The sequence below is a fragment of the Ruegeria sp. AK11 genome (assembly GCF_056541095.1).
In genome coordinates this window covers 1-18,180 of the sequence record NZ_JBQFXU010000003.1, presented here as the reverse complement: position 1 = coordinate 18,180, position 18,180 = coordinate 1, and the positions used below count along the sequence as shown (strand labels likewise).

Annotated in this window: 19 protein-coding genes; 18 read left to right on the top strand and 1 reads right to left on the bottom strand. The window is 59.1% G+C overall.

The annotated features are described in order from the left end of the window. Positions 1-70 precede the first annotated feature (70 nt). The 4 genes from ACR0D9_RS09620 (at position 71) to ACR0D9_RS09605 (ending at position 4,969) form a co-directional block, all read left to right on the top strand. Complete coding sequence (locus ACR0D9_RS09620) at positions 71-2,266, top strand: primosomal protein N' (protein WP_480538583.1); 2,196 nt, start codon at positions 71-73, stop codon at positions 2,264-2,266. Positions 2,267-2,345: 79 nt separating this feature from the next. Then, on the top strand, positions 2,346-3,578 hold the full coding sequence (locus tag ACR0D9_RS09615; protein WP_480488206.1) for an MFS transporter: 1,233 nt from the start codon (positions 2,346-2,348) through the stop codon (positions 3,576-3,578). A 66-nt stretch (positions 3,579-3,644) separates the two neighbouring features. Further along, entirely contained in the window at positions 3,645-4,523 is an 879-nt protein-coding gene (locus tag ACR0D9_RS09610) for a 50S ribosomal protein L11 methyltransferase (protein ID WP_480488204.1), read from the top strand. Positions 4,524-4,612: 89 nt separating this feature from the next. Next, complete coding sequence (locus tag ACR0D9_RS09605; protein ID WP_267364115.1) at positions 4,613-4,969, top strand: hypothetical protein; 357 nt, start codon at positions 4,613-4,615, stop codon at positions 4,967-4,969. A gap of 105 nt (positions 4,970-5,074) precedes the next feature. On the opposite strand, the gene ACR0D9_RS09600 is transcribed toward ACR0D9_RS09605, so the two are convergent. Further along, the gene (locus ACR0D9_RS09600) at positions 5,075-5,290 is read right to left on the bottom strand and encodes a DUF1127 domain-containing protein (RefSeq protein WP_267364114.1); all 216 of its coding nucleotides are present in this window, start codon (positions 5,288-5,290) and stop codon (positions 5,075-5,077) included. A 333-nt stretch (positions 5,291-5,623) separates the two neighbouring features. Here ACR0D9_RS09600 and ruvC point away from each other — a divergent pair, with 333 nt between their 5' ends. The 14 genes from ruvC to ACR0D9_RS09530 all read left to right on the top strand — a co-directional run bounded on the left by ruvC (position 5,624) and on the right by ACR0D9_RS09530 (position 17,948). Continuing rightward, the gene (gene ruvC / locus ACR0D9_RS09595) at positions 5,624-6,121 is read left to right on the top strand and encodes a crossover junction endodeoxyribonuclease RuvC (RefSeq protein WP_209598197.1); all 498 of its coding nucleotides are present in this window, start codon (positions 5,624-5,626) and stop codon (positions 6,119-6,121) included. Continuing rightward, a complete protein-coding gene (ruvA, locus tag ACR0D9_RS09590) occupies positions 6,118-6,795 on the top strand; it encodes a Holliday junction branch migration protein RuvA (RefSeq protein WP_480488202.1) in 678 nt (225 codons plus the stop codon). The genes ruvC and ruvA overlap by 4 nt, the downstream gene beginning before the upstream one ends. Before the next feature lie 4 nt (positions 6,796-6,799). Further along, positions 6,800-7,819, top strand: coding sequence for a Holliday junction branch migration DNA helicase RuvB (gene ruvB, locus ACR0D9_RS09585; protein ID WP_480538581.1), 1,020 nt, complete (start codon positions 6,800-6,802; stop codon positions 7,817-7,819). Positions 7,820-7,883: 64 nt separating this feature from the next. Next, complete coding sequence (locus tag ACR0D9_RS09580; protein WP_480538579.1) at positions 7,884-8,507, top strand: hypothetical protein; 624 nt, start codon at positions 7,884-7,886, stop codon at positions 8,505-8,507. Next, positions 8,504-8,887 (top strand): tol-pal system-associated acyl-CoA thioesterase, encoded by a 384-nt coding sequence (gene ybgC / locus ACR0D9_RS09575; protein WP_480538577.1) that lies wholly within the window; start codon positions 8,504-8,506, stop codon positions 8,885-8,887. The genes ACR0D9_RS09580 and ybgC overlap by 4 nt, the downstream gene beginning before the upstream one ends. Positions 8,888-8,996: 109 nt before the next feature. Then, complete coding sequence (gene tolQ, locus ACR0D9_RS09570) at positions 8,997-9,692, top strand: protein TolQ (RefSeq protein WP_209505518.1); 696 nt, start codon at positions 8,997-8,999, stop codon at positions 9,690-9,692. A gap of 2 nt (positions 9,693-9,694) precedes the next feature. Further along, complete coding sequence (gene tolR, locus ACR0D9_RS09565) at positions 9,695-10,171, top strand: protein TolR (protein ID WP_480483970.1); 477 nt, start codon at positions 9,695-9,697, stop codon at positions 10,169-10,171. A gap of 9 nt (positions 10,172-10,180) precedes the next feature. Continuing rightward, positions 10,181-11,284: an energy transducer TonB gene (locus tag ACR0D9_RS09560; RefSeq protein WP_480488199.1), complete on the top strand. Its 1,104-nt coding sequence runs from the start codon at positions 10,181-10,183 to the stop codon at positions 11,282-11,284. Continuing rightward, positions 11,281-12,600 (top strand): Tol-Pal system beta propeller repeat protein TolB, encoded by a 1,320-nt coding sequence (gene tolB / locus ACR0D9_RS09555; RefSeq protein WP_480488197.1) that lies wholly within the window; start codon positions 11,281-11,283, stop codon positions 12,598-12,600. Before ACR0D9_RS09560 ends, tolB begins: the two co-directional genes overlap by 4 nt. Before the next feature lie 72 nt (positions 12,601-12,672). After that, positions 12,673-13,182, top strand: a complete 510-nt coding sequence (pal, locus tag ACR0D9_RS09550) for a peptidoglycan-associated lipoprotein Pal (RefSeq protein ID WP_267364104.1) — start codon at positions 12,673-12,675, stop codon at positions 13,180-13,182. Positions 13,183-13,186: 4 nt separating this feature from the next. After that, complete coding sequence (ybgF, locus tag ACR0D9_RS09545; protein ID WP_480538871.1) at positions 13,187-14,011, top strand: tol-pal system protein YbgF; 825 nt, start codon at positions 13,187-13,189, stop codon at positions 14,009-14,011. Beyond that, positions 14,002-15,261, top strand: a complete 1,260-nt coding sequence (gene tilS, locus ACR0D9_RS09540; RefSeq protein ID WP_480538575.1) for a tRNA lysidine(34) synthetase TilS — start codon at positions 14,002-14,004, stop codon at positions 15,259-15,261. Before ybgF ends, tilS begins: the two co-directional genes overlap by 10 nt. Positions 15,262-15,336: 75 nt before the next feature. Beyond that, positions 15,337-17,253, top strand: coding sequence for an ATP-dependent zinc metalloprotease FtsH (gene ftsH, locus ACR0D9_RS09535; protein ID WP_267367030.1), 1,917 nt, complete (start codon positions 15,337-15,339; stop codon positions 17,251-17,253). A 98-nt stretch (positions 17,254-17,351) separates the two neighbouring features. Continuing rightward, positions 17,352-17,948, top strand: a complete 597-nt coding sequence (locus ACR0D9_RS09530) for an MOSC domain-containing protein (RefSeq protein WP_480484072.1) — start codon at positions 17,352-17,354, stop codon at positions 17,946-17,948. The last annotated feature ends 232 nt before the right edge of the window (positions 17,949-18,180 follow it).

Below are 18,180 nucleotides of genomic sequence, written 5' to 3'. Positions count from 1 at the left end.
GGTTGGCCTTGGTCGCGGATGGCTTTACCTCAAAGAGAGCCATGCTGGAACCCCCTGCAAAGGATATGCTGTGAGCGCTAACGGATTTTTCGACGAGGGAGAGCTGATTGCGGTGCTGACAACGCAACCGCTGGACCGGACGTTGGATTACAAAGCGCCGGAAGGAGGATGCTTTCTGGGTGCGTTTGTCGAGGTGCCGCTTGGTCCGCGCAAGGTGTTGGGGGTTGTCTGGGGGCCGGGGCAGGGCGGATTCGATCTGAACAAGGCGCGGTCGGTGATCCGTGTGCTGGACGTTGCGCCCATGCGCGAGGAGATGCGGGCATTCCTCGGCAAGGTTGCCGACTACACCCTGACGCCGATGCCCGCGATGTTGCGACTGGCGACCCGCGCGCCGGGGCTGGGTGACCCACCGTCCATGCGCAAGATCTATCGTTTGGGAACCACCTCGCCAGACCGGATGACCGACGCCAGAACCCGTGTGCTTGACGTGTTGCGCGACTATGGCGGGTTGGCATTTACGTTAAAGGAACTGGCAGAACAGGCCGGGGTAACTTCGTCCGTTGTCAAAGGCTTGGTCAAGCAAGGCGCGGTTCGTGAAGAAGACAGCCCGCGCGACCTGCCGTATCCGCATCTTGATCCCGATTTGCCGGGAAAGGACCTGACCGAAGATCAGACAAGTGCGGTTGCGCAGCTTAGCGCCGGGCAACGGACGGGGAATTACGGCACAACGTTGCTGAAAGGCGTGACGGGTTCCGGCAAGACCGAAGTCTATCTGGAGGCTGTGGCCGAAGCGCTGCGCATGGGGCGGCAGGCACTTGTCCTTTTGCCGGAAATTGCGCTAACCGCAGAATTCCTGACACGGGTTGAGGCGCGGTTTGGCGCGCGCCCTGCCGAGTGGCATTCGGGCGCGACCATGACTGAACGCAGGCGAGTCTGGCGGATGGTCGGGCAGGGGGAAGCTCAACTGGTTGTTGGCGCGCGGTCAGCCCTGTTTCTGCCATTTCGCGATCTGGGGCTGGTCGTGGTGGATGAGGAACACGACACCTCATACAAACAGGAAGACGGGGTGCATTACAGCGCGCGCGACATGGCGGTCCTGCGGTCTGCCATCTGCGGTGCGCGGGTGATTCTGGCCAGTGCAACCCCGTCGCTGGAAAGCTGGGCGAATGCTGAGGCAGGTAAATATGATCGGGTCGACCTGACTTCGCGTTTCGGCGCGGCGGTGTTGCCCGAGATGAAGCCCATCGACATGCGGGCCGAACAGATGCAGGCCGGAACGTGGATATCTCCGGCTTTGCGACAAGCGGTGCAGCAGCGGATCGAGAAAGGCGAACAGTCGCTGCTGTTCATCAACCGCCGTGGCTATGCACCGGTTACCCTGTGCCGCGCCTGCGGGGAACAGATCGCCTGTGATCATTGCGACGCGCGCATGGTGGAACACAGGTTCCTGAAGCGCCTGATGTGCCACCAATGTGGTGAGACCAAGCCGATGCCCGAGATCTGCCCTTCCTGCGGGGTCGAGGGCAAGCTGGCCCCGGTGGGGCCGGGCATTGAGCGTTTGGCCGAAGAGGCCGAAGCAACCTTCCCCGAGGCCAGGATTGCCATGCTGAGTTCTGATCTGTTCGGCTCAGCCCGCGCACTGAAGGCCAAGATCGAAGAGATTGCGGCAGGGGACGCCGATATCGTCATCGGAACGCAATTGGTGGCCAAGGGGCACAACTTTCCCAAGCTGACATTGGTGGGGGTGATCGACGCGGATCTCAGTCTGCATGGCGCAGACCTGAGGGCCGCTGAACGAACATTTCAGCTGATGCGACAGGTTGCGGGGCGTGCCGGTCGGGCTGAAAAACCGGGGCAGGCGCTGTTACAGACTTTCCAGCCGGAACACCCGGTGATCCGGGCGATTCTGTCGGGTGACGAAGAGGGCTTTTGGAAGGCCGAGGCCGCCGGTCGGCAAGCGGCCGGTGTGCCGCCTTATGGACGTATGGCGGGGATCGTGTTGTCGGGCCCCGAGGTCGGACCGGTCTTTGACATTGGCAACGCCATGGCGCGCAACGACAGCCCATTGCGCCAGATTGGCGCGCAGGTGTTTGGCCCCGCCCCAGCGCCGATTGCCCGTATTCGCGGACGTCACCGTGTCCGCCTGCTGGTCAAGGCACCTAAAGGCGCACCAATCCAGGACGCCATCGCTCGTTGGATCGCCCCGCTGCGCCTGAAAGGCGATATCCGCCTGACCGTCGATATCGATCCACAAAGCTTTTACTGACTATTGCATTAACGCAGGGCCATTGTGCGCCGGTCGCTTCCCCCTCGCCAAAGTCGGGAAATGGGCGTAGAGGATTCTCATGCTGAAACCCATGCCCCTTGCCGAGGCGCAGAGCCTTCCGTTCTGGCGTCGTCCTGTCACGCTTCTGTTCGTGATGGCCTTGACCATGCCCATCGCGTTTAATGCATGGAGCGCGCTGTTGAACAACTTCGTCATTGAGGCAGCGAATTTCGACGGGGCCGATATCGGCCTGCTACACACGGTGCGCGAGATTCCGGGCTTTCTGGCGGTCGGCGTGATTGCCGTCATCATTTTCATTCGCGAGCAGGTGCTGGCCATGATCTCGCTGATGATGCTTGGGGTCGCAACGGCTTTGACGGCCTGGTTCCCAAGCCTTGGCGGATTGTTGTTCGTGACCTTGTTCAGTTCAATCGGGTTTCACTACTATGAGACTGTGAACCAGTCGCTTCAGCTGCAATGGCTTCCCAAGGATCGCGCACCGCAGGTATTGGGGTGGCTGGTCGCTATGGGCTCGGCAGCAACGATGGTGGTGTACGGGCTGATCGTTCTGACCTGGGAGCGGTTCGATCTGTCCTACAACTTTGTCTTCATGGCTGCTGGCGGTGCAACAGCTTTGCTGGCCCTGTTTTGCCTGTTCGCCTTCCCACAATTCGATGCCCCCACGCCGCAAACCAAGAAACTGATCCTGCGCCGTCGATACTGGCTGTATTACGCTCTGCAATTCATGGCGGGTGCGCGGCGACAGATCTTTGTCGTGTTTGCCGGGTTCATGATGGTCGAGAAGTTCGGCTTTGAAGTGCATGAGCTGACCAGCCTGTATCTGATCAACCTGATGATCAACATGATGGTTGCTCCGTTGCTGGGTAAAGCAGTGGCCAGGTTTGGCGAACGGCGCACGTTGATCTTTGAATATACCGGTCTGGCAATCGTGTTCGCAGCCTATGGTGGCATCTACTGGTTTGGCTGGGGCGTGCTGTTGGCGGCGACACTCTATGTCATCGACCATGTGCTGTTCGCGCTGGCGCTTGCACTGAAAACCTATTTTCAGAAAATCGCCGATCCGGCGGATATTGCGCCAACTGCCGCAGTCGCGTTCACGATCAACCATATCGCCGCGGTTTTCTTGCCCGCGTTGCTGGGTTTGCTCTGGGTCGTGTCGCCAGGTGCCGTGTTTGGCCTTGCGGCGGCGATGGCGGTCGTTTCTCTGCTGTTGTCCCTGCTGGTTCCGCGCCACCCGGAACCGGGCAATGAGACCGTCCTGAGCAAATACGCGCCAGCCCCGGCGGAATAGGCCGCAAAGCTTGACGTTGGCGGCGCCCCGTCCTACGCGCAGTGCCAACTGACACAGGAGTTCCGGATGCCCACATTCACTGCGCTGACCACGCTGACAGGTAAGAAAGCCGCCGAAGGTCTGGGCGAAGCGATGGAGCGTCTGGAGCCCGAACCAACCGGCGTCGGTGTGTTCGAGGTCGAAGACGGTTCGGGCCTGTGGGAAGTGGGCGGGTACTTTACCGAAGCCCCTGACGAGACCGCATTGGCCGTTCTGGCAGTTGCTTTTGAAGCCAAACCTTTTGTTGTGTCGGAAGTGCCTGAAACGGATTGGGTGGCCCATGTTCGGCGAGAGCTTGCCCCGGTTGAGGCGGGCCGCTTTTTTGTCTATGGCAGCCACGATGCCGACAAGCTGCCCGACGGTCGCATTCCACTGCTGATCGAGGCGGCAATGGCCTTTGGTACCGGACATCACGGTACCACGCTGGGATGTTTGAAAGCTCTGGACCGGTTGTTGGATGAAGGGTTCAGTGCCTCAAAAGTAGCGGATATCGGTTGCGGCACGGCCGTTCTGGCCATGGCGGCAGCCCGGGTATGGGATGGCGATTTCATTGCCAGCGATATCGACGAGGTGGCCGTTGAAGTGGCCGAAGCCAACCTGAAGGCAAACGGTATGTCCGGCGCGGTTCAGTGTGTTGAAGCCGCAGGTTTCGATCATCCCGACCTCAAGGCGCACGCACCCTACGATCTGATTTTTGCCAATATCCTCAAAGGGCCTTTGGTAGCTTTATCACCCGAAATGGCAGCGAATCTCCGCCCAGGTGGGCACGCGATCCTGTCGGGAATCCTCAACGAACAGGCCGATGACGTGGTTTCCGTTTATTCACAAAACGGGTTCAATCAGACCTGTAGGGCCGAGATTGGTGAGTGGACGACCCTAATTTTAACCAAACAGGGCGTGAATTAGGCCATTTGCAGGAGTTTTATAGGTTTTTGCCACGTTTTTGTCGCAATCTCTTTTTACCGTTTTCTGAATGAAGTCGAGGGGGGCGGTTTTTGGAGGCTGCCATGACGGGTAAACAACTGGAGTTCAATCAGCGCGTAAGTCGCCTGAACAAGAAACACCAAAAGATGAGCCGTGGCTATCGCGCGACGATGCGCAAGGATGGCCTGGTGGTGATGAGGCCGCAGCGGGTGAGCTCGGCGGTGCCAGCAAAGGTGCTGCTGCTTACGCTTGTGGGTTTCTTCGCCTTCAAAGCATTTCTTTTGTCCCACCTTGGCCCGACCGGCTATCAATATCGGATCGACAGCCTGAACGAAGGTACGCCAGTCGAAAAAGCCGGTGCCTGGGTGATGCAAATCGACCCTGTGTCGCAAGCCCTCGCCGCTCAGCTGAACAAAGTTTTCTACTAATCCGCTCCCTCGGATTAAAAAACACCGCGTACCCTTATGGTGCGCGGTGTTTTTGTGTGCCCCTCAAGGGAGGAGGAAGGGGCAAATAAGTATAGTGGCCGGTTCTTAGCGGCGACCTTCGGCGATGGAGTCGATGTCACCACGGCACAGGCCGATATCGTCCAGTTCGCGGTCTGTCAGACCGGTCAGCGCGTTGCGGGTTACGCGGGCGTCATTCCATTCAACTGCGGCGTTAACGGCCGATACGAAAAATGCGCCGATACGGCCAACAAGGCCGAACGAGCCAGTGGTAGCGACGCGGGTTGTGTCCAGTGCAGCCATATCCTGTTTCCTTCTGGTTAGTGTTCACATTGCATTTCTGCGATCTGCGGGGCATCTAGTGCTGTCATTTCGTTCGCACAAGTTCAGTTTTTGCATGTGTCCTATGCGTTTTCTGCAAGGCTTCACGAAGCTGTAATCCCCTTTAACAATTGGTGAAAAAGCCTTTGGGAAAGTGTCGAATTCAGACTTCACGGGGTCGCAAAACGCGCCCGAAGTCGCGCCTGAGACACGCGTGTCGTTTTCAGCCCTGGGGTCAATTCGCTTGGAAAATGTTCACGCTTCGTGCTAGGCGTTGAAAAAAGATCACACAACCCGAGCAGGCCGAGGCAAAATATGCGAATTCTGGGCATCGATCCGGGGCTTAGAACCCTGGGATGGGGCGTCATCGAATCAAATGGCAGCCGCCTGAGCCATGTGGCCAACGGGTTGTGCAAATCGGATGGGGACGATCTGGGCGAGCGGCTGCTGTCGCTGCACAATCAGATTGTCGAAGTGATTGCGGATCACAGACCCGATCAGGCTGCTATCGAACAGACATTCGTGAACAAGGATGGGGCCGGAACCCTCAAATTGGGGCAGGCACGTGGTGTGGCGTTGCTGACGCTGGCACAGGCCGGTCTGCCGGTGGGGGAATATGCCCCCAACCGGGTGAAAAAGACCGTGGTGGGTGTGGGTCATGCCGAGAAAGAGCAGGTTTTGCATATGGTCAAACTGCAATTGCCGGGCTGTTTGCCGAAAGGGGCCGACGCGGCGGATGCACTGGCGATTGCGATCTGCCATGCCTATTACGGGAAAACGCAACAGGCGCGTGTGAAAGAGGTGCGGGCATGATCGGCAAACTGACAGGGCGGCTGGATTACCGCGCGGTGGATCATGTGCTGATCGATGTTCGGGGCGTCGGCTATCTTGTCTATTGTTCCGACCGGACCTTGGCGGCATTGCCGGGGGCGGGTGAGGCGGTCTCGATCTACACTGACATGGTCGTCCGCGAAGACCTTATGCAGCTTTACGGGTTTCTGTCGCTTGTCGAGAAAGAGTGGCATCGCCTGCTGTGCTCGGTCCAGGGGGTCGGCGCGAAGGTGTCGCTGGCGATCCTGAGTGCACTGGGGCCCGACGGTGTCAGCCGCGCAATTGCCCTCGGGGACTGGGGCGCGGTCAAGGCGGCCAAGGGCGTCGGGCCAAAAACCGCCCAGCGGATCGTGTTGGACCTCAAGGATAAGGCACCTGGCGTGATGGCCATGGGCGGCACGATTGCTCAGGCGATGGACGGGCCGGAACTCGAGGTTGTTGAACCGAATGACACTACGCCCGCGCCGAGACGTGTTTCGAAACCGCCATCGGGTGCAGCGGCCGCGTCTGCCGGGGCGTTGTCGGCGTTGGCCAACCTTGGATATGGGCCGTCCGAGGCGGCAGGTGCCGTGGCTGAAGCGGCTGCCAGTCAGCCGGATGCGGACGAGGCTGATCTGATCCGCGCGGCCCTCAGGCTGTTGGCTCCGAAAGGGTAAGTGAATGGTTGAAGCTGATCCCACCCTGCGCCCGGAACCCCTGCCGGAAGACAATGACCGCGCTTTGCGTCCTCAGGGGCTGGATGAATTCATTGGTCAGGCTGAGGCGCGCGCTAACTTGCGCATCTTTATCCAGTCTGCCCGGCAACGCGGCGAGGCGATGGACCACACCTTGTTTCACGGACCTCCGGGGTTGGGTAAGACGACCCTCGCGCAGATCATGGCGCGTGAGTTGGGGGTGAACTTTCGCATGACCTCGGGCCCGGTTCTGGCCAAGGCGGGGGATCTGGCGGCGATCCTGACCAATCTTGAATCGCGGGACGTGTTGTTCATCGACGAGATTCACAGGCTCAACCCGGCGGTGGAAGAAGTGCTGTACCCGGCGATGGAAGATTTCGAGCTGGATCTTGTTATTGGTGAAGGTCCTGCTGCGCGCACCGTTCGGATCGAATTGCAGCCATTCACGCTGGTGGGGGCCACCACGCGGATGGGTCTGCTGACAACGCCCTTGCGTGACCGGTTTGGTATCCCGACCCGGCTTCAGTTCTACACGGTCGATGAATTGCACGAAATCGTCACCCGGAACGCGCGGAAACTGGGCGCGCCCGCGGATAACGATGGTGCGCGCGAAATCGCACGCCGGTCGCGCGGAACGCCGCGTATCGCCGGGCGATTGCTGAGACGCGTTGTGGATTTCGCCATTGTCGAAGGGGACGGGCGGATCACACGGGACCTGGCCGATGGTGCCTTGACCCGTCTGGGCGTCGATAATTTGGGCCTTGATGGTGCGGACCGGCGTTATCTGAAGCTGATTGCCGAAAACTATGCAGGTGGCCCGGTGGGGATTGAAACCCTGTCTGCCGCGCTGTCCGAAAGCCGCGACTCGCTTGAGGAAGTGATTGAGCCCTATTTGCTGCAACAGGGGCTGATCCAACGTACTCCGCGTGGGCGGATGTTGGCGCAGAAGGCGTGGGCGCATCTTGGGATGGCCGCGCCCAAGCGCCAAAGTGATCTGTTCGGTTGAAGCCAGCGCGCTTAGATTTTATGCCTTTCGGCGAGAGTATTTTTAAGAAGATGAAGGGCTGGCGGTGACACCGGAAGAAATTGAGGCGCTGTTCACACGCGAAAGCGGCGAGTTTCTGTTTGCGCGCTGGGGGCGGCCTATTGTTCCGATCGTTTTCGGCGTCGAAGACGAGACGCTGGCCACCGTAAAGGGGGCTTTCGAAGCCGTTGTTACGCTGGCCGGTCACCAAATGGCCGAGACGGACCCTGAGCTTGGCGCGAATAGCATGGTTTTCTTTTTCCGGGACTGGCAGGAGCTGCTGGAGGTACCGGACCTTGATCGCTTGATCCCGGATCTGGAACCTTTGGTTGCGCGGCTGGTCGCGGCAGATGCAAACCAGTACCGCATTTTCCGGTTCGAAGAAGATGGCGCGATCCGCGCGGCGTTTGTGTTTCTGCGCATGGACAAGGAATTGTCCAAGGTTCCGGCGGAAACCCTTGCGCTCAATCAGGTCGTGCAGACCATCTTGCTCTGGTCGGACATTGCATTTCGCAATCAATCTCCACTGGCAATCGCAGGTGAGGCCACGATCCTGCGTCCCGACATCGCGTCCTTGATCCGGGCGGCCTATGATCCGGTTTTGCCACGGGCGGCACAGGATGCCTCGCATGCGTTAAGGCTGTTTGCCCGACTGGAGGCGTTGCAATGAAACACACCTACCCCATCCGCGTGTTTTATGAAGACACCGACATGGGTGGGGTTGTCTATCACGCGAACTACCTGCGCTATATCGAGCGCGCGCGCTCGGACTGGGTGCGTAATCTGGGCAATGACCAAAACGCCATGCGGGAGGAGGGCATTGTTTGGGTCGTGCGGCGGGTCGAAGCCGAGTATCTGGCGCCTGCAAGGTTTGATGATGAATTGATCGTTGAAACCGAGGTCACCGAAATCTCGGGCGTGCGTCTGACTATGGCGCAGCTTGTTCGCCGCGGTGAGACCGAAATATTTCGTGCATCTGTCACGGCCGTTTGCATCAATAAAGCGGGCAAACCGATCCGATTGCCGGCAGAGATTCGCGCATTGATGTAACAATTTGCGGACCATGGGTGGTTCTGTTGGCTTTTCATGACCAACTGAGATAGCGTTTGGCAAAATAAGGCCAAACGAACGGCCATCAGGCAAAACAAAGAGCAGGTTCATGGAAGCTGAAACGCTGGCGCTGGCGCAGGAGATCGACTTCTCCATGTGGGGGCTGTTTGCCCGCGCGACCTTTATCGTCAAACTGGTGATGCTGGTACTTACCGGCGCATCCATCTGGTCCTGGGGGATCATCATTCAGAAGCTGATCAACTATCGCGCGGCCCGACGCGAGGCGCAGGTTTTTGATGAAAGCTTCTGGTCGGGCAACCCGTTGGATGAGTTGTTCGAGCAGATCGGAACGCAGCCGGATGGCAGCTCGGAAAAGATCTTTGCGTCAGGCATGATCGAGTGGCGCAGGTCACATCGCAATGATGGCGGGCTGATTGCCGGGGCAACCGCGCGGATCGACCGGTCGATGGATGTCGCCATCGCGAAAGAGGCGGAAACCCTGCAAAAAGGTCTTCCCATTCTGGCAACTGTCGGCTCCACGGCTCCGTTTATCGGGCTGTTTGGCACCGTTTGGGGCATCATGAATGCATTCATCGAGATTGCCGAACAGCAAAACACCAACCTTGCCGTTGTGGCCCCCGGTATTGCCGAGGCGTTGATGGCGACAGGGTTGGGCCTTTTGGCGGCGATCCCGGCGGTGATTTTCTATAACAAACTCAGCGCCGATAGTGACCGGATCGTTGGCGGCTATGAAGCCTTTGCGGATGAATTCGCAACCATTCTGTCGCGCCAGTTGGACAGCTGACGATGGGCGCTGCGATCCAGCAATCTTCGAACGGCAATGGGCGCAGGCGTGGTCGGCGTCGCGGTCGCGCGCAGCCGATGGCCGAGATCAATGTGACACCTTTCGTGGATGTCATGCTGGTGTTGCTGATCATCTTCATGGTGGCCGCGCCATTGCTGACGGTTGGTGTTCCGGTCGATCTGCCCAAGACCGCAGCCAGTGCGCTGCCCGGCGACAATGAAGAGCCTTTGACCGTGACCCTGACCGCTGACGGACGCGTGCAGATCCAGACCACCGACGTGTTGCGCGAAGAATTGATTGGCAAGCTGCGTGCCATTGCGGCAGAGCGGAGCAGTGACCGGGTTTTCCTGCGGGCCGATGGCGCAATCCCTTACGCACAGGTGATGCAGGTCATGGGTGCGCTGAACGCAGGCGGGTTTTCCAACGTTGGCCTTGTGACCGATACCGGCGGGCCGACGCTGGATGAAGGTGGAGAGTGAGGTCGCACGGTGGATACCGGCACCAAGATTTCAGCGATTGCGCATGTCAGCCTGATCGGATGGGCGATATTCGGCGGCACCTTCCGGTCCGAACCGTTGCCGATGGCTGTGCAGGATGTCTCTGTGATCACGGCTGAACAATTCGCGGCCATGACGGCCCAGCGGGATGCGCCGGAACTCCCCGAAGTGCCGACCGCGTTGCAGCAGCCGCCCGAGCCGGAGGCTGTGACCAAGCCGCCGGAACCCGAGAGTGACGAACAGCCCCGCCCTGAACCTGTTGCACCGGCTGAACCGGAACCAGAGCCAGAGCCCATCATCGTGGAAGCGCCGCCAGAACCCGAGGTTCCTGACGAGCCTCCGGTTCTGACGGAACCTCAGATCGAGCCTGTTGCACAGCCTGCGCCGCCCGGTCCGGAGGCACAGCCGCGCCCATCAGACCGCGTCGCGCCTGAGGCAATAGCTCCGCCACCGCCCGAGGCAAAGCCTGATGATTTTGAAACGCCTCCGGTATCCCTGGATGAAGGCGCAGAGGTTCAACAGGAACAGCAGGATCAGACCGCGCCGCAAGAGGCAGCCCCGGAGATTGTGACCGAAGCCGAGGAAACCAAGGACCAGTCGCCCCTGACATCTCCGCGACCGCGCGTGCGCCCAAACCGGCCAAGCCCGCCGCCGGAACCCGCTGTGGCCAAAACGCCTGAGGCGACCCCGGAACCTGAGAAACAAACCGATGAAACGGCAATCAACGACGCCCTGGCCGAAGCCTTGGGCAGCGGGTCCGAACCTTCTGGCCCACCGCTGACCAGCGGAGAGAAAGACGCGATGCGACTGGCTGTCTCTGGATGTTGGAATGTGGGTTCCTTGTCCACGGATGCGCTGAACACTGTGGTTGTTGTCGCGTTTTCACTGAACCGTGATGGTACGGTCGTCGGTGGCAGTGTTCGGATGCTGGACAGCTCTGGTGGCTCGGCGGGAGCCGTTAAACAGGCCTACGAGGCTGCGCGACGTGCTATTTTGCGCTGCGGGGCCAAAGGATATGATTTGCCTGCTGACAAATACGAACATTGGCAGGATGTTGAGATTACATTTAACCCCGAGAGGATGCGGATCAAATGATGAAGCTTCTGACCAGCCTCTTTGTCGGCCTGACACTGATGTCTGCGCCGGTTTATGCACAGAACGGGCCTTTGCGCCTGGAACTGGATGAGGGGATTATCGAACCCTTGCCCTTTGCCGTTCCGAATTTTGTGCCGGACGGCCCGGCCGCAGCTCAGTTCGCGCAGGATATATCGCGCGTGGTGGCGGCTGACCTGACCGGGACCGGGTTGTTCCGCGAAATCTCCTCGGATGCGTTCATCAGCCGGGTCAGCAGCTTCGAAGCTCCGGTTCAGTTTGCGGATTGGAAGGCGATCAACGCTGACGCGCTGGTCACGGGCGCTGTCAATGTGTCAGGTCAGAAACTGACGGTCCGGTTCCGGGTGTGGGATGTGTTCTCGGGCCAGGAACTGGGCAATGGCCTTCAACTGGCAGGTACCACAGACGGGTGGCGGCGCATGGCGCACAAGGTGGCCGATCAGGTCTATAGCCGGATCACAGGTGAAGGCGGTTATTTTGACAGCCGCGTTGCCTTTGTTTCGGAAAGCGGGCCGAAGGACCAGCGCCTGAAGCGTTTGGCGATCATGGATTACGATGGCGCGAATGTGCAGTACATGACCGACAGCGCCGCAATCGTTCTGGCGCCCCGGTTCTCACCCACCGGTGACCGGCTGCTTTATACCAGTTATGAAAGCGGCAGCCCGCGCATTTACGTGACTGAAGTCGGGCGCCCCAAACCGCGGGAACTGAAGACGCAGGACGGGACGATGAGCTTTTCGCCTCGGTTCTCGCCGGATGGCCGGTCGATTGTCTATTCGCTGATTCAGGGCGGCAATACCGATCTGTGGAAGATGGATATCGTTTCGGGTCAAAGCACGCGCCTGACCAACACGCCCGCAATTGAAACTGCCCCCAGCTATTCACCCGACGGCAGCCGGATCGTCTTTGAAAGCGACCGCTCCGGCACGCCGCAATTGTACGTGATGGCAGCAAACGGGGGCGAGGTCACGCGGATCAGCTTTGGCGCAGGCCGCTATGGTACCCCGGTCTGGTCACCGCGCGGCGACCTGATCGCCTTTACCAAGCAGAACCAGGGCCGGTTCCATATCGGCGTGATGCGCATCGACGGGTCAGAAGAACGTTTGCTGACAGCCTCTTTCCTGGATGAAGGCCCCACCTGGTCGCCCAATGGCCGGGTCATCATGTTCACCCGCGAAACGCAGGGGGCCAGTGGTAGGGCATCGCTTTACTCGGTGGATATCTCGGGCAGGAACCTGCGCCCGGTACGTACACCGGACGGCGGCAGCGATCCGTCCTGGGGCCCATTGCAGAATTGATCGCAGCAAAGTTCACAACAAATCGTCCCTGTGGTAGACAGGCGGCAATAAACATAACACGAGGCACCTGAAATGAACGTATTGAGCAAAGTTCTGGCGCTGGGCGCGCTGAGTGTGATCGCCGCCTGCACAAACAATGACCCCTCAGCCTTGGGTGGCGGTGGTGGTAGCGGAGGCATTGGATCCATTGTCCCCGGATCACCGAGTGATCCGCGCTCGCCCGCGTATTTCCAGCAAACAGTCGGGGACCGTGTCCTGTTTGCCGTTGACCAGTCAACCCTGTCGCCCGAGGCGCAAACAGTGTTGCAGGGGCAGGCGGACTGGCTGCTGGCCAATCCGGATTTTGTCGCAACGATCGAAGGCCACGCGGATGAGCAGGGCACGCGGGAATACAACCTTGCACTGGGCGCACGCCGGGCGAACGCTGCGCGTGAGTACCTGATTTCGCGCGGCGTCGCGGGCAGCCGCCTGAACACCGTGAGCTATGGCAAGGAACGCCCGATCGAGATTTGCAGCACCGAGGAATGTTATTCCAAGAACCGTCGTGCAGTAACGGTTCTGACCGGGTCAACTCTGGGGTAAGATGATGCGCATTGCAGGATGGGTTTTGGCGGCGGTTGTGGCGACGGCTGGTGTTGCACAGGCACAGGATCAACAGACCCTTGCGGATATCCGTCAGGAACTGACGGTATTGCATGTGGAAATTCAGCGTTTGAAGCGCGAGTTTTCCACTACGGGTTCGCCCGCACCAAACCTGTCCGGCAGTTCGGTCCTTGAACGGGTGGATGCCATCGAGGCCGAATTGCAGCGCCTGACCCGCCAGACCGAGCAATTGAACCAGCGGGTGCAGAACATTGTCACTGACGGCACCAACCGAATCGGTGACCTTGAGTTCAGGCTGGTTGAACTGGAAGGCGGCGATTTGTCGACGTTGGGTGAGACCTCGACACTTGGTGGTGACACGGCCACTGTCATAACCGGGCCAACAAGTATCGAAACGCCAACGGCAACTGATCATGGTGAACTGGCCATAGGTGAACGCGCTGATTTTGATGCTGCCTCGCAAGCGTTGGCCGATGGCGATTTCCAGACTGCTGCCACGTTGTTTGCGCAGTTTGAAACAAGCTATCCCGGCAGTCCGCTGGCGCCCGAAGCCAACCTGAAACGCGGTCATGCCCTAGAAGGGATTGGCGACACACGCGAAGCGGCCCGGGCATTTCTGGCCAGCTTCACGGGTGATTCCGAGGGCGCATTTGCACCCGAGGCGCTGTACGAACTGGGCGCGGCGCTTGGCCGTTTGGGACAGACCGATCAGGCCTGCATCACGCTTAATGAGGTCGGAGTACGCTTTCCTTCTGCGCCAGAGTTTTCGAACGCCACGCAGGAGATGACCGCGTTGGGATGTACTTGAACCATCACTCCGGCAAACTACTTGCAGACCTGCGCGCCCGGCTACCCGAAACACTTCCGCGCAAGTTGGGGATTGCAGTTTCGGGAGGCGGGGATTCCGTCGCCTTGATGCATCTTTTGCATCAGGTGGCGCAAGATGAGGCCATCACTCTTTTCGTTGCCACGGTCGACCACGGTTTGCGACCCGAATCCGCGTGCGAGGCCGAAACGGTATTTCGGCAGGCGGCTGCGTTGGGGATGTCTCATGATACGCTGCGTTGGTCGGGATGGGACGGTACCGGCAACTTGCAGGACCGGGCACGTCAGGCGCGATATGATTTGTTATCCGAATGGGCGAAGGGCCGCGGAATCGACGCCATTGCGCTGGGCCACACCGCAGATGATCAGGCGGAAACACTGCTGATGCGGTTGGGCCGATCATCCGGGGTCACGGGCCTGTCCGGCATGTCGGCTATTCGGAAACGGCGGGGTCTGACGTTGCTGCGTCCGATGCTGGGGATCACCCGTGAACAGCTGCGCTCCTATCTGACTGAGGCTGGCGTAGCATGGGTGGACGATCCTTCGAATCAGGATGCCCGTTTCGATCGGATCAAGGCGCGCGAAGCTTTGGGTGGGCTGGAACCTTTGGGAATTGATGCGCTTTCATTGTCCCGCGTGGCGGATAATCTGGCGCAGGCAAACACGGCACTTGGCCTCTGTACGCAAGAATCCGCAGGGTCCGTGGCGCAGGTGGATCAAAGTGACGTGAGGGTGAATCGGGCCGGATTTGCCGCGTTGCCCCTTGAGATTCGGCGTCGTGTGCTGCTGGGAATCCTCTCGTGGATTGCCGGGTCGGGTTATCCCCCGCGTCAGGCGGCCGTGGATCAGGCAATGGATGCAGTTGCGAATGGGCAATCGGGGTCAGTGGGCGGTTGTCTGATTGTTCCACAAGGCGGGAGTGTTTGGATTTGCAGGGAATTTAATGCCGTGAAATCTCAGATCGCGGCGCCCAGTGCTGTGTGGGATGGCAAATGGCGGCTCAGCGGACCGGCAATAATGGGCGCAGAAATCCGCGCTTTGGGCGGTGAGGGGTTGCAACAGGTGCCCGAGTGGCGTGCAACCGGGCGTCCCAGGATAGCGTTGACGGCGACGCCTGCGGTTTGGATTGCGGACAGGGTGCTGGCCGCCCCGCTTGCGGGTCTCGCGAATGGCTGGCATGCCAGGCTTGCGTCAGATTGGCCCGAGTTCCACGCATCTTTTTTATCGCATTGAACATACGACAATCCTCTCTATTTTAAGAGGTAACTTGGCAGCGTCTCACCTGCCGGAACTTTTAGGAGAATTTCCTTGGGCAACGCTCGCAATATCGCGTTTTGGGTCGTTTTGTTCCTGCTCATCCTTGCACTGTTCAATCTGTTCAGTGGACCGGGCGGAACGCTTCAGAGCAACGAGAAAACCTATTCCGACTTTGTCGGTGCCGTCCAAAGCGGTGAAGTCAAGAACGTGACCCTGGATGGTGAACAGATTCGCTATACCCTGCAAAGCGGTGCCAGCTATGTCACGATCAAACCCGGCGACGCCGAAGTGACCAAGCTTCTGATCGAAGAAAACATCCCCGTTCAGGCCGTAAAACAACAGCAATCAGGCTTTCAGTCGTTCCTGATCACGCTGCTGCCTTTCCTGCTGCTGATCGGTGTCTGGGTCTATTTCATGAATCGGATGCAAGGCGGCGGCAAAGGTGGCGCGATGGGCTTTGGCAAGTCCAAGGCCAAGATGCTGACCGAAAAGCATGGCCGCGTGACCTTTGACGATGTTGCCGGTATCGACGAGGCCAAGGAAGAGCTGGAAGAGATTGTCGAATTCCTGCGAAACCCGCAGAAGTTCAGCCGCCTTGGTGGCAAGATCCCCAAGGGCGCGCTGCTGGTTGGCCCTCCGGGTACCGGTAAGACGCTTCTGGCCCGTGCCATTGCGGGTGAGGCGGGCGTGCCGTTCTTCACCATCTCGGGTTCGGATTTTGTCGAAATGTTCGTTGGTGTGGGTGCGTCCCGCGTGCGTGACATGTTCGAGCAGGCGAAAAAGAACGCGCCCTGTATCGTGTTTATCGATGAAATTGACGCTGTGGGTCGTCATCGCGGCGCCGGGTATGGTGGCGGCAACGACGAGCGGGAACAAACGCTCAACCAGTTGCTGGTCGAAATGGACGGGTTTGAGGCCAACGAAGGTGTAATCATTCTGGCGGCGACAAACCGCAAGGATGTTCTGGACCCTGCGCTGCTGCGACCGGGCCGGTTCGACCGTCAGGTCACAGTCGGCAACCCGGACATCAAGGGCCGCGAGAAAATTCTGGGCGTTCACGCACGCAAGACGCCGCTGGGCCCCGATGTCGATCTGCGCATCATCGCGCGCGGTACGCCCGGCTTCTCGGGTGCGGATCTGGCCAACCTCGTGAACGAGGCCGCGTTGATGGCCGCACGCGTGGGTCGTCGCTTTGTCACCATGGAAGATTTTGAAAACGCCAAGGACAAGGTGATGATGGGGGCCGAGCGCCGCTCGATGGTGCTGACGCAGGATCAGAAGGAAAAAACTGCCTATCACGAAGCGGGTCATGCTGTTGTTGGTCTGTCTCTGCCCATGTGCGATCCGGTCTACAAGGCGACCATCATACCGCGCGGGGGTGCGCTGGGTATGGTGGTTTCGCTGCCGGAAATGGATCGCCTGAACTATCACCGGGATGAGTGCGAACAAAAGCTGGCGATGACCATGGCAGGTAAAGCTGCCGAAGTCATCAAGTATGGCGAAGATCACGTGTCGAACGGTCCTGCCGGGGACATCATGCAGGCCAGCCAACTGGCACGCGCCATGGTGATGCGCTGGGGTATGTCGGATAAGGTCGGCAATATCGACTATGCCGAGGCGCATGAGGGATATCAGGGCAATACTGCCGGGTTCTCGGTATCGGCTCATACCAAGGAACTGATTGAAGAAGAGGTAAAGCGTCTGATCCAGCAAGGCTATGAACAGGCGCACAAGATTCTGACCGATCAGAACGAGGAATGGGAACGTCTGGCCCAAGGTTTGCTGGAATACGAAACGCTGACCGGTGACGAAATCAAACGCGTCATGAACGGGGAGTCGCCCGGCGATAGCGATGACCGGAACGACAAGTCGGACGAGGGCAGTGCGCCCAGCGTGACAGCCATCCCCAAGACCAAGGCAAAGAAATCACCACCTGAGGGTGGGATGGAACCTGAACCGACAGCATAACCAGCAAGAACCCGGGCTCTGACCCGGGTTTTTCTCTTTCCATCAGAGCGTTACTGAGCATTATGCGCTGGCAGACACCAATGGGAAGGGAAGCGCGTATGCCGTTTTTGCGGGAAACCGAATTTGCAGCCGAAGTTCTTTGGCTGGGCCTTGTTCCTGCCGGCGGATCGCTTCGTGCCAAGCCCGTTGAGTTGCTGGATCTTGGGTTTGAGGGCGTGAAAGGCGAGCGGCACGAAGGTCTGAACCGTGCGTCCTGTGTTCGGGTCTCGAACCTCTATCCCAAGGGCACTGAAATCCGCAATGTTCGTCAACTGTCGGTGCTGTCCTTGGAAGAGTTGCAGCAGATCGCGCAGAACATGGGGCTGGACCAGCTTGACCCGTCTTATCTGGGCGCATCCATAGTGCTGAAAGGTATTCCGGATTTCTCGCACATTCCGCCGTCCTCGCGTCTTCAGGCGGTCAACGGGCTGACGATCACTGTGGATATGGAAAACGCACCTTGCGTATTGCCCGGTCGCGAAATCGAAGCGGATCATCAGGGGTATGGTGCAGGGTTTAAACCTGCTGCCGTCGGACGCCGGGGTGTCACGGGCTGGGTCGAACGTCCCGGGCGCATTCAACTGGGCGATCACCTCAAGCTCTTTGTTCCGGACCAGCCTGCCTGGAGCCCTGAAAATATGCAGGTTTCCGATTAGTTCCCGATGAAGTGACCTGACGACGCTTCGCGACGCCAGAATGTCGGAATCCATGGCTAATCAGATTGTACACAAGGGTATGGAATGCGTAGCGCCGACGTTAGACGTCGGTTTTGCACGGTATTCAATCAAGGACCCCGGCCAATGAGCTATAAATCCGACATCGAAATTGCGCGTGAAGCGAATAAGAAGCCGATCCAGGAGATCGGCGCGAAGCTTGGAATATCCAGTG